Annotated in this window: 6 protein-coding genes; all 6 read left to right on the forward strand. The window is 44.7% G+C overall.

Features of this window, described 5'->3' with window-relative positions; translation table 11 throughout:
* Positions 1-182: 182 nt before the first annotated feature.
* Positions 183-2,078 (forward strand): glycoside hydrolase family 13 protein, encoded by a 1,896-nt coding sequence (locus ISR87_03340; protein ID MBL7024464.1) that lies wholly within the window; start codon positions 183-185, stop codon positions 2,076-2,078.
* 53 nt (positions 2,079-2,131) lie between these two features.
* Positions 2,132-3,730, forward strand: a complete 1,599-nt coding sequence (locus ISR87_03345; GenBank protein ID MBL7024465.1) for a peptidylprolyl isomerase — start codon at positions 2,132-2,134, stop codon at positions 3,728-3,730.
* Positions 3,720-6,461, forward strand: a complete 2,742-nt coding sequence (locus ISR87_03350) for a TonB-dependent receptor (GenBank protein ID MBL7024466.1) — start codon at positions 3,720-3,722, stop codon at positions 6,459-6,461. The genes ISR87_03345 and ISR87_03350 overlap by 11 nt, the downstream gene beginning before the upstream one ends.
* 25 nt (positions 6,462-6,486) lie before the next feature.
* Positions 6,487-10,041 carry a hypothetical protein gene (locus ISR87_03355; GenBank protein ID MBL7024467.1) on the forward strand — a complete coding sequence of 1,185 codons (3,555 nt, stop codon included), beginning with the start codon at positions 6,487-6,489 and terminating at the stop codon, positions 10,039-10,041.
* Positions 10,042-10,052: 11 nt separating this feature from the next.
* Positions 10,053-11,084 carry a PorV/PorQ family protein gene (locus ISR87_03360; protein ID MBL7024468.1) on the forward strand — a complete coding sequence of 344 codons (1,032 nt, stop codon included), beginning with the start codon at positions 10,053-10,055 and terminating at the stop codon, positions 11,082-11,084.
* 25 nt (positions 11,085-11,109) lie between these two features.
* The coding region (locus ISR87_03365; GenBank protein ID MBL7024469.1) for a hypothetical protein at positions 11,110-12,361 on the forward strand (1,252 nt) is incomplete at its 3' end.

Here is a 12,361-nt window from a genome sequence, read left to right on the forward strand (position 1 = left end):
ATAAAGTATTGGCAAACATTGCTTTACGTGGAGTAGTTGGGCATTGTTTTTGATGCTAAATAATTGAGGAAATAATGTTGACAACCGCTGGTCCGAACCATAACTTGAAGAAACGTAACTCAGAGGAGGGTTACTAAATTGATTGCCATTATTAAAATGCTGAATCAGCGGAAGCGGATCGTATGATAAGTTGTTTCAGAAAGCGAAATCTCAATCTGATTATGGTAGTGACTATCCTATCATTTGTTACTCTCTTTAGCTACCAATCATGCACACCAGCTCCACCCATTTCCCCTCCACCCTCTACCGAAATACCAAAATATATAAGCCATGTCCCAGAGTGGGCAAAGAGTGCAATCTGGTACCAGATTTTTCCAGAAAGATTTCGAAATGGTGATCAGAGCAATGACCCCACTGTAAATACTTTGACTGGCACATGGCCCTATGCACAACCTGAAGATTGGCAAGTTTCCCCCTGGGCTTCAGATTGGTATAAGATGCAGCCCTGGGAGCTGAACACGGGCGAGGATTTCTGGTACAACTCCCAACTTCGTCGTTATGGTGGTGATCTGCAGGGTGTCATAGATAAACTTGATTACCTATCCGATCTGGGTATCAATGCGATTTACTTAAATCCAGTATTCGAATCCCCTTCTCTCCATAAATATGGTTGCAGCATGTGGCATCATATTGATAATAATTTTGGTCCCGATCCGGCCCAGGATGAAGAGCTATGGAAACTTGAGAATCCTGCCGATCCTGAGACCTGGAAATGGACCACTGCTGATTCACTGTTTTTAGATCTGCTCACAGAAGCTCATGATCGTGAAATTAAAGTAATCATTGATGGTGTTTTTAATCACACCGGTATTCCTTTTTGGGCTTTTGATAAGATCAAAGAAAAGGGACCTGAAAGTGAGTTCGCTGATTGGTTTACCATTCTTTCTTACGATGACCCAGCAACCCCTGAGGATGAATTCGACTGGCAGGGATGGTACGGCGTAAAAGATTTACCAGAATTGGCCGAAGATGATCACGGTCCAGTCGATGGTGCAAAGGAACACATCCATGCCGTTGTAAAACGTTGGATGGACCCCAATGGTGATGGAGACCCATCAGATGGAATTGATGGCTGGAGACTGGATGTGGCTGAAATGGTTGCCCTGGATTTCTGGCGGGAATTTCGAGTGTGGTGTAGAGATATCAATCCCGAAAGTTATCTCGTTGGTGAAGTATGGTGGGAAAACTATCAAGAGAATAAAATGGTGAATGCCACGGCCTGGTTACAGGGTGATGTGTTTGATGCTGTCATGAATTATCGCACGGGAGATGCCCTTATTCGCGGGATGGTTGATCAGGAATGGAGAGTTACTCCTTCTGAAATGGATTCGCTCCTGGCAGAAGTGAGAGATGAGTATCCCTTACAGAACCAATATGTTCTTATGAGCAACATAGACAGCCACGATACTGAACGTTTGGCAAGTACGGTAGCCAATTCCGATCGAACCATTGATCACAATTCCAGTTCGCGGGATCATAAAGATTTTTATCTGGGAAAGCCATCCCTTGAACAACAGGCCTTGCAGCGCGTGATGCTCACATTCCAGTTTGCCTATATTGGCGCCCCATTTATTTATTATGGAGATGAGGTTGGTATGTGGGGTGCTGATGACCCAGATTGTAGAAAACCCATGGTTTGGGATGATATTGAGTACGACGATGAAGTGACCGATCCCTGGGGCAGATCCTACGGGCCATTCAAAATTTCTGTAGATGAAAAAATGAAGAACTTTTATAAATCTCTAATACAATTAAGAAGATCAGAACCTGCCTTGAATCTTGGGGACTATTCACTTATCCAGACTTCTCAGGATAGAACTTTTGCCTTTAAACGTTCACTGGAAAATGAGACCATCCTGGCTATCTTTAATTACGGGGATTCAGAGTGGCTTCCAGAGCCATCAGTCTTCGGGGATATAGTAGAGACTGAGTGGAGATTGAAATTGGATTCCAATGGTTCAGCTCAAAAAACTTTAATGCCACTAAGCGCAAGGCTGTACAAAAACTCGGTAAAATAATGCCTAGCAATTTTCTTCCGAGAACACTTGTTTCAAGGGTGCTGGTAGCAACCATGATGTTGCTCGCTTTGCAAAATTGTTCCGACACTTCGAGCGATTTGGCTGCTTTCGATGGGGGCGCAGTACAGGAGCATGAATTCTTAAATCACTACCAAAAATATTTGACTGTTACGGGTCTTAAAGACAATCTTCCAGATCGGGAAAAAATTCTTCGCAGTGTGCTTCACGAAAAGCTAATTCTCAAGAATTGGCAAGAAAATGCCCTTGATGATCATCCCGAAGTTGTGGAGGTCCTGCGCAGACAGGAAGAACAAGCACTTCTGGATGCCCTGTGGCAAAAAAAGAGCAGCAACACAGCTCAACCTGGTCCTGAAGCTTTGGCCACCATGTTAGTACAAGAACGGACGAGGTATCATATCCAGGAAGCTTCTTTTCTGGATCGATCCTCTGCAGCCAGTATGTCTAAAATGTGGTCTGATGCTGAAGCGTCAGTTGACTACAAGGATCTTGGCTTTTTACTCCTGGAAGATGTTCATCCTCTTCTGATGAAAAAAATCAGTAAGATGAAAAATGGCGAGGTGAGCGATCCTATCCGGTTGGGACAGGGATATTTACTGATTAAGCTGGTTGAAAAGCGGATTCCACCCCTTATTCGCCCCCGTGATTTTGCAGTTGCCAAGGATAGATTGCTCCGGGAGTGGACAGTCAATCAAAGCGATTCAATAATTAACGCCTATACACAAAATGTCTTGTCAGGGTTGAATGTGAATTATTCAGCAGAGGGGACATCAGCACTGCTCAAATTATTGGCGAATACATCGAAAGCATCCCTAGCGGATCACATCGCTGAATCAGATCAATCAAATCTTCTTTTATGTAGTACAAACGAGGGAGATTGGACTCTTGAGATGCTAATTCCCCACTTATTGGATAGCCGACCTGAACATCTCAACTCAATAACTGATGAATCAGATGTCCAAAAATTAATCTCTGGGTTGCTCGTACGGCAATCCTTGATTGCTGAGGCCAGAGAAGCCGGTCTCCATAAGCAGGAGCTTACCCGGGAAGCCATCCAGAAACGTCAGAATTTATGGCGGATAAAGACATGGCAGGAACGCTTTGCAGATACGGTAAGCATTCATCAGGATTACCTCTCAAATTTGAATCAAAATGAGCTTAACAATAATTCCAAAATTCCTCGTCGAGACGTGGAATTTTTTGTTTTTCAGGACAGTGGACGAGCCCACAAGGCCTATGAAAACTTGCTGACCGAAAATCCCGGAGTAAAAGTTACCAGCGATCCGAATTCCAGGCTGGAATTGCCTTCAGATGGTAAGATGGGCTGGGTTACCGCGGAAGAATTGGGTTTTGCCGCAAAATTGGTTTTTTCTCAAGATTTGAATACCTGGACCAAACCCTGGTACTATGGAGGAGAATTCTTCCTCTTTCGAAGTATTGAAGCAAAGAATGATCCTGTAAATTTGGATTTAGCGCGTGAGAACCTTGAGCTGCTGGTCCGTAGCCAGGGTGCCCCTGTCCAGCTTGAACAGGCGCTGCTAGCCATGGAAAAAAGTAATCACGCCATCATTTATCAGGATAGAATAAAACAGATACCATATATCCAATTGTCAGGAAGCGTAGATGAAAGCTAGAATATTCATTAAACTATTTCAAAGATTATCCCTACTGAGCTTATTGCTTTCAAGTGTAATTGCCGGAACCAGTGGAAAAATCGCAGGCAAGATTCATGATGGCTCCACAGGTGAGCCACTCATCGGCTGCAACGTCGTTTTGCAGGGAACCTATCTCGGGGGAGCTACCGATCTCGATGGAGCATTTGTGATTCTCAATGTTCCACCAGGTGAATATAGCCTCCAGGCAAACATGATCGGTTATACCTCTGGTCGCATGGACGGCATCATTGTGGCTATCGATCTGACCACAGAAGTCAATCTGGAATTAACCAGCGAACTTCTAGTAGGTGAAGTGGTTGTGGTCACTTTCGTTCAGCCAAAGGTTCAACGAGACCGAACCAGCTCCCAGGTTCATGTGGGTGAAGATATGATCAAGGACTTACCCGTAGAGGAAGTTTCGGATATCCTTGAACTCCAGACAGGCGTAACCAAGGATGCTGGTGGTGGTTTACATATCCGGGGTGGTAGAGCGAGAGAAGTGGTCTATTGGGTAGATGGTGTACCCGTTTCTGACGGTTACGATGGCAGCTCTATTGTGGAGGTCGACAAAAACGCCATCCAGGAATTGCAGCTGGTTTCTGGAACCTTCAATGCTGAATATGGTCAAGCCATGAGTGGTATTATAAATATTGTTACTCGAACTGGTGGAGAAAAATTGGGTGCAAAACTCGACTATTCGACCGGTGGATGGTGGTCTACAACAGATGATAATTATTTAGATATGGACACGTATGATCCTCAGGATACACAGAATTTATCCTTCTCGCTTGGTGGACCACTGGGACTTAAAAACCTACGGTTCTATTTCTCAGGCCGACGTTACACCAGCAACGGTCATCTCAGGGGAGAGCGAATTGTAAATCCCAAGCCCATCAGTGTCATGGACTCCGTGAGTGGAACAGAATACTTATTTATCAATTTTGGTGACAGCTCTATTGTCACCATGAATAAGCAAGAGAAGTATTCAATAAATGGAAAACTTTCCTACATGTTGACGCCCAATGTCAACCTGCATATGAACTATTTACTCTCAAATAGAGAGTATCAGGACTATGATCATTTGTACAGGTGGAATCCAGATGGCAATCTCCATCGATTTGATCAGGGACGAAGTGTTTCACTAACATTGAATCACACCCTGTCACCCAATACCTATTACTCAATTCGAGCGGGAAATTCTACCAGTCACTACAGGCACTACGCTTTCGAAGATCCGCTGGATGCTCGCTATACGAACCCAGAATATCTGAATTTACCTTCATATACTTTTGCCCTGGCTGGCGTCAATGGATCGCACTTCGAGAGGAATACGACCACAAACCTGGTAAAATTTGATTTTAGCAGTCAGATCAATTCTAAGCATTTACTGCAGATGGGTCTTGAGTATCGTAACCATGAACTGGATCGGGAGGATTATTCAATTGTAGCCAAGGTTGATAGCAATAATATCCAATTGGTTCCCTTTGAGCCTGACACCCTCTCCAGACAAACACCTTCTCATAGTTATTACCACGAGGAACCTGAGGAATTTTCACTCTATTTACAGGACAAGTTAGAATACGATGACTTTGTGATTAATATTGGCGTGCGTTGGGACTGGTTCCATTCACACGGTGTCTTGCCTACCGACCCTTCCGATCCATCCATCTTTAACCCATTGAGTCCCGAACATGCGGATATGAGTATGGAGGAACGGCAGGCCATCTGGTTCAAAGAGGTGGATGCAAAAAGTTCCATATCTCCACGGTTAGGTTTGGCTTTTCCCATCACTGATAAGGGGGTCATTCATTTCTCCTATGGTCATTTTTTCCAGATTCCATCATTTGAATATTTGTACCAAGATCGTGGATATAAAATCACGACTTCGGATGGAATTTATGGCCCATTTGGCAATCCCGATTTGAATCCAAAGCAAACGGTCAAGTACGAATTGGGATTACAACAGCAACTAAATGACGACCTAAATGTAGATTTAGTTGTTTTTTATCAAGATATTCGGGATTGGGTAAGCACAGGAATTGTCCAGGCCACCTACCTGCCCGGTGTAAGCTATGTTCATTTTGAAAATAAGGATTACGCCAATAGTCGCGGAGTGACCCTTTCAATTGAGCAGGGCATTGGATCAACTGGCAATCTTAATTTGGAATATACCTTTCAAACAGCAGAAGGGTCAAATTCTAATCCCGATGCAGAATTTTTAGCAGCCCAGAATAATTCAGAACCTACACGTGAAATGACACCCCTGGATTGGGATCAACGTCATACGTTGAATGGAGCATTTACCACGGATATTGCAGGGACCAGATTGACACTGCTGGGACGGTTCGGATCTGGTTATCCCTACACGCCTTCCTATGGAGTTTCATCGAGAACTGGTCTAACTGCCAATACAGGTCTGGCCTCGAACAGCCGCAGAAAACCTTATACCTATGAGTTTGATTTAAAGGCAAGCAGGCAGGTGAAAATCGGCAGACATGCAATTGGATTGACGCTCAACGTCAACAATCTCCTGGATACGCGCAACGCTACTTCGGTGCACACCGATACAGGTCGACCTGATTACTCAGGACGGTTGCAGTCTATTATAGATAATGCCTACGGGTTGAATACGGTTAGGGAATATATACAGTATCCAACCTGGTATACGGCTCCCCGAGAGATTTTACTCGGTATCAATTATTCGTTCTAGGGTAGAAGAGGAAGCAAAGTTGAAAATGAAATATAATACAATGAGCAGCATAAAGCATTCTACTCTGATGTTAACAATCATGATGATGAGTGCATATGTCCTGGCCCAGGATATCAATCATATTCCATCAGACCACCGTGGAGATCCCAAATTTCGCCGGAAAACAGAGATTGATGGGAATCAGATACGAGCCTCCGTTTTTAATTATGGTTTTTCAGGTCGAACTGGTGGAAGTCAGCCAACCCATATCCCTTACGAATGGCCCAAAAACACCAAACAGCATTACATCGCTCTTACTGGTGTATTTTATGGTGCAGAAGTCCTAAATGAAGGCGGTTTTCCCATCAAGGTGATGATGACACCAAACTATCGAACGGACCCGCAGACTGGCGATAGCTGGAATCTTGAACCAGTACCAGAATACTTGAATGAAACGTCAACTCTCATTGCAAAAAGTACTGAACCAAGCTCCTGGCCAAGTTATTGGCCAGATCGTTTAGATGATGCCCTGGCACCAGGATGGCCGGGGAGTTGGAATGGTTACTTTGGACGTGATCAATTCAATGCTGATCAGGAAATTTATTACGAATGTGCGGACAACTTGTATAATCGGCACAGCTATTTCCCGGATACCACCGACTTTTCCAGACGTGGTCTTGGTCTCCTCACAAAAGTTCGGGTTCTGGCCTGGAGCCAGATATTGATCAATGATGTACTCTTTCATCTTCATACCATCACCAATGATGGAACCAGGGATCTTGACAAAACTGCCTTTTCACTTTGGTTGGCTGATCTCGTTGGTGGGGACGGTGATAGCGATGATGATCATCCTTCCTTCGATCTCCTCAATAATGTGGCCTGGAGTATGGATGGCGATGGTGTTGGAAATCAAAATTTTGGCTCCACACCGGTTGGAGTGGTAGCCACTGCTTTTCTGGAAACCCCTGGAAATGGAATTGATGGGATTGATAATGATGGCGATGCAGATGATCATCCAGAATTGCTGGCTGAGTTTGCTAATCTGGATACGCTGCTCCCGCTTTTCAACCAAACCGATTTTTTCCCCACAGTCCTGACCACAGGTCTGAAGTTGGTCACCATAGATTCCGCTTACTCCCGACATGTTTTTCTGTTTTCTGGACAGGATACCTCAGTAATCAGTGGTGGTATCACATATAACCTCTCCATGGGGGATACCCTCTCCGAAAACCCGGATAATTTGCAGGATGATGATTTGGATGGTCTCATCGATGAAACACAGGGTCTGCATCTGGATCGTCTAACAATTGAAGGAATAATCCCAGTTCGACACATTAATTACTTATTCTTTGCAGCAGGTGAAACCATTCGTCGTGGTCTCATTATACCAGGTGCAGATGTCGTTACCTCCCAGTCCACCATAGCTCCCATGATTGATGAGACCCGCGCTGATGGAGTTGATAACGATAGGGATTGGCGTGCCTTTACAGATGACGTCGGTATTGATGGTTTAGATGATTCCTTTGATAGTGGTGAAGGTGATGGTCTTCCAAGTAGTGGTCATGGTACTGGTCTTCCTGGAGAACCCAATATCGACATTACCGATGTGTCAGAATCAGATCAGATTGGATTAACGGCAGCCGCCTATATGGCAAGTAGTGAAGCAATTCAAAATTTGGCTGATTCAGATATGTGGCGTCGCTTTATGACACCAGGTGTATTCTTCGATCCCACCATTGAGCTTGAAGGGGATTACAACTTACACGTCACCAGTGGCTATTTCCCACTGGCAAAGGGTCAAACTGAAGCAATAAGTATGGCTGTCAATATGGGTGTGGATCAGGATGATGCCCTGCGTAACAAGGAAGTCGCTCAAAAAACATATGATCTTGATTATAAATTCGCAACTGCACCGCGACCTCCAACGCTCTCTGCGTCGGTGGGAGATGGCAGAGTCATGCTTTATTGGGATGAGACCTCAGAGGGATCTTTTGATCGCTATATGTCTGATCTGGGTTCAGAGGGCTATGATTTTCAGGGCTATCGAATTTATCGATCAACTGATCCCGCCTTTGAAGATGTCTTCATCATAACGGACTCCGATGGTGTTCCAACCTTTTATAAGCCCATCGCTCAATTTGATAAGATTGATGGGATAAAGGGGTTACAGGAACTGGATATAAATGGTATCAAATTTGATCTGGGAGACGATACGGGTCTGGTTCATAAATTTCTGGACGAGGATGTGCAGAATGGTCGAACCTACTATTATGCTGTAACTTCATATGACGCTGGAGACGTAGCCCTGGGTGTTGCGCCCAGCGAATGTCCCATCTATATCCAGGTTGATTTTGATGGAAGCATCATTACAGGCGTGAATACCATTCTGGCAACACCTGCTCCAAAACCAAACGGCTATGAACCAGCTGAGATCGATTTGGTTCATATTGAAGGTTCCAGCTCCAGTGGTATTACCATCAATATTCTTGACCCCTTGAAGGTCCCAGATGACAATTCCTATCGTGTAACCTTTCAGGATTCCCTACACCCCGCTTCTGCTTCCAACCAGGATGATACGCTCATGACCAAAAACTTCACCTGGGAAAACATCACCGACTTTAGCAATCCAGACACGCTCATTCTGCGTTCTGAGCGAATTGGGGATGACGATGAAAACCCCGTCATTGATGGAATGCGTCTGGAATTTCATATTGAACCCTTTATCGAGATGAATCAGCAGCTTTCGGTCTGGACAGATACCATGGTATTTAAGCCAGCACTAACAACCTTCAACCTGGTATTGCTTGGTTCGCGGGGTATTAAAAAACCCAATGATTACAAGCTTACTTTTGGTGAGGTCGGGGTAGACACATCTGTACAGTTCGGGATATATGATGGATTCGTAACGCTACCGGCCATCCCGGTTAACTTTTCTATTGAAAACCTTACTGAAAATCGTCCCCAATCTTTTGCATTTATGAATCTGATTAATGCCGATACCCTGGCTGAAGATGATCCTCCCGATGGATTGCTGAATAGTAATACAGATGAATCTGATGTGGTCATCCTCCTCGATGAAATTCTGGATACCCTTGGAAATGTAACTGGGTATATACCGGGCTGGCAATTGACCCTCAAGCATCTCGTGTCAGATTCTCTACTGAGGAATCCCATTGATGGGGATGAACTATCCATCATTATTAAGAAACCATTCCTGGGTGACGATGTGTACGAATTTAAGACATTTAGCTCATACATTGATGGGGAGAAGGTCAAAGAGGATATTAAGCAAGTCACGGTGGTTCCAAATCCTTATGTTGCTGCAGCAGGATGGGAACCCCCCAACCCATTTAGCTCAGGTCGAGGACCGCGAGCTATTCGATTCAATCACATCCCCAAAGACTGCCAGATAAGTATTTTCACTATTAATGGCGAATTGGTTGATCAATTTGAGGTCCACAATAATCTGGACCAGGGTAGTACCTCCTGGGATCTGCTGTCGAGGGACAACCTATCCATCTCATATGGTCTATACTTGTTTTATGTTGAAGATTTAGATACCGGTGCCACACAGACCGGAAAATTTGCAGTGATCAAGTAGAGGAATTGAAAATGAAAACCAAAGCCAAAGCCATATTGATATCCCTGCTTACACTCTGCTTCGCCTTCAGTTCACTTTCGGGACAAACTATCTCAAAGGTAGGCACCTCGGCAGCAAATTTTCTAAAAATACCCGTTGATGCCATTGGTACAGCCAGAGGTGAGGCAGTGGTTACCGGTTTCAATGACCCCGCCACCATGTATTACAATCCATCCACTCTGGCACTGATCAGCCAACCCGCAACTCATTTTAGTTATGTCGATTGGTACGAGGGCATTTCAATAAATCATGCCGCTATCGCTATTCCACTTTCTAGCTGGGGTGTTTTCGGAGTCAACCTGGTGAGTATGAATTCCGGGCAAATGGAAATTACCACCGAAATAGATCAAGATGGTACCGGGGACTTTTTTGATGTGGGCGCTCTCCAATTGGGAGTGGCATTTGCCAGGAGTCTGACAGATCATTTTATGATCGGAGCCAATGCCAAAGTGCTACGTGAAACCATTATGAATTCACATGCCCAGGGTGTTGCCCTTGATATTGGCGGACGCTATGTAACGCCATGGAAGGGTTTGGTTTTGGGCTTCTCAATCAGCAATTTTGGAACCAAGATGCAAATCACTGGTGATGATCTGTTGACCACAAATGATCCAGATCCACTGAATAGTGGGAACAATGATATCATCAACGCCTATTATGCAACCGATCGATTCGATATTCCACTTCGGATGGTGATTGGTTCAAACTGGCAAGTCATGAACACCCCTCTGCTGGGGATCTCCCTGGAGGCAAATGGTGTCTTCCCAAGTGACAATGAAGAATGGATGAATGTGGGGATTGATGCGGCGATAGCAAATAATTTGCTGCATGTGAGTGCTGGAATGAATCACATATTTTTGCCAGAAAATGAACCACAATTATCATTGGGTGGTGGATTGTCATATCGCATAATGGGTGGTGTTATTTTGCGTGCTGACTATGCGGTACAGGCCCACAAATATTTTGGATTAAACGAACATTTCTCACTTTCAATGAGATATTAGTTAGTAAACATAATAAGGAGGTAAAATGCGTAAAACATTAACCATGGCTATGACGATGCTATTACTCATCAGCGTCGGAATGGCAGCAAACGTGACATTTACAGTCAACATGGCCCATCAGATTGCGAATAACAATTTTGATGGAACCAGTGACTATGTCGACATCGCCGGTGATATGAACGGTTGGGGTCCAGCCGCCGGTGAATGGCAACTGACCGAGAGCACCGAGAATTCGGATCTCTGGGTAGGTACATTCGCCATTGATGCAGGTACATATGGCTTCAAATTCCGGATCAATAGTTCCTGGGATGCTGGCCAACATGATGGTGGTGATAACCGGATGCTGGTTGTTGGTGATACAGACACTGGGTATTTCGGATATCTCGACAATTTCACCATGTATCCTGTTGTCCACTTTACTGTGGATCTTACGGACAAGTTTAATCAGGGCACCTTTGACCCAACATCAGATGGCGTCAATGTAGCTGGCTCATTCAACGGCTGGGATGGAGCTGGCTTTGATCTGGCACCCACACCAGGCAATAATCTCATCTGGGAACTCTATGCTGACCAGGCCGATCTTTTTACTTCTGGCGACGGCATTGAATTTAAGTTCCGCGTGAACCAGAACTGGGACAACGCCGAATCCATCTCAAACAGAATGCATACCATTGCTGATGGATTGCAGGACTACACTGCATTCTGGAATGACTATGATTACAACCTGGCTGTTACCTTTAATGTGAATATGACTGATCAAATCGCCACAGGTGGGTTTGATACAACGTCACAGGTTCTGGATGTTGCCGGTAATTTCAATGGTTGGGGATCAGCTGATGATTTCTGGTTACTGACCGATGAAGATATGGACGGCATCTTCACACTTGTTGTGGCTGATAGTTTTGAAGTAGGCCAGGCACTCGAATTTAAGTTTCGCATTGATCGTAATTGGGACACCTCAGAATTTCCTGGAGGCGGTCCAAATCGCACCTATCTGGTTGTAGGCGGCGCTCAGACCGTTGACGTGTGGTGGAATGATTTCGATCCAGACTTCGAAGGCGCTCCTGTAACATTCCAGGTCAATATGAATGCACAAATTGATGCTTCAGCTTTTGATCCAGCCAGCCAGAATGTAGTAATGGAAAGTCTGCTTGGTCCAAAACTGATGGCTGATGGTAACTCTGATGGAATCTATGATTTGACAGAAGATCTCCCTATGGGTTTAACATTCTTCCATTATTCAATCAATGGTGAGGATGACGAGAGCCTTCCCTTTG

The sequence above is a fragment of the Candidatus Neomarinimicrobiota bacterium genome, from assembly GCA_016784545.1.
In the GTDB taxonomy this organism is placed as follows: domain Bacteria; phylum Fidelibacterota; class UBA8477; order UBA8477; family JABMPR01; genus JABMPR01.

What these genes read in the sequence shown, in the direction of transcription:
- ISR87_03340 (MBL7024464.1), top strand. Translation starts at nt 183, where the DNA reads ATGATAAGTTGTTTCAGAAAGCGAAATCTCAATCTGATTATGGTAGTG.
- ISR87_03345 (MBL7024465.1), top strand. Translation starts at nt 2,132, where the DNA reads ATGATGTTGCTCGCTTTGCAAAATTGTTCCGACACTTCGAGCGATTTG.
- ISR87_03350 (MBL7024466.1), top strand. Translation starts at nt 3,720, where the DNA reads ATGAAAGCTAGAATATTCATTAAACTATTTCAAAGATTATCCCTACTG.
- ISR87_03355 (MBL7024467.1), top strand. Translation starts at nt 6,487, where the DNA reads ATGAAATATAATACAATGAGCAGCATAAAGCATTCTACTCTGATGTTA.
- ISR87_03360 (MBL7024468.1), top strand. Translation starts at nt 10,053, where the DNA reads ATGAAAACCAAAGCCAAAGCCATATTGATATCCCTGCTTACACTCTGC.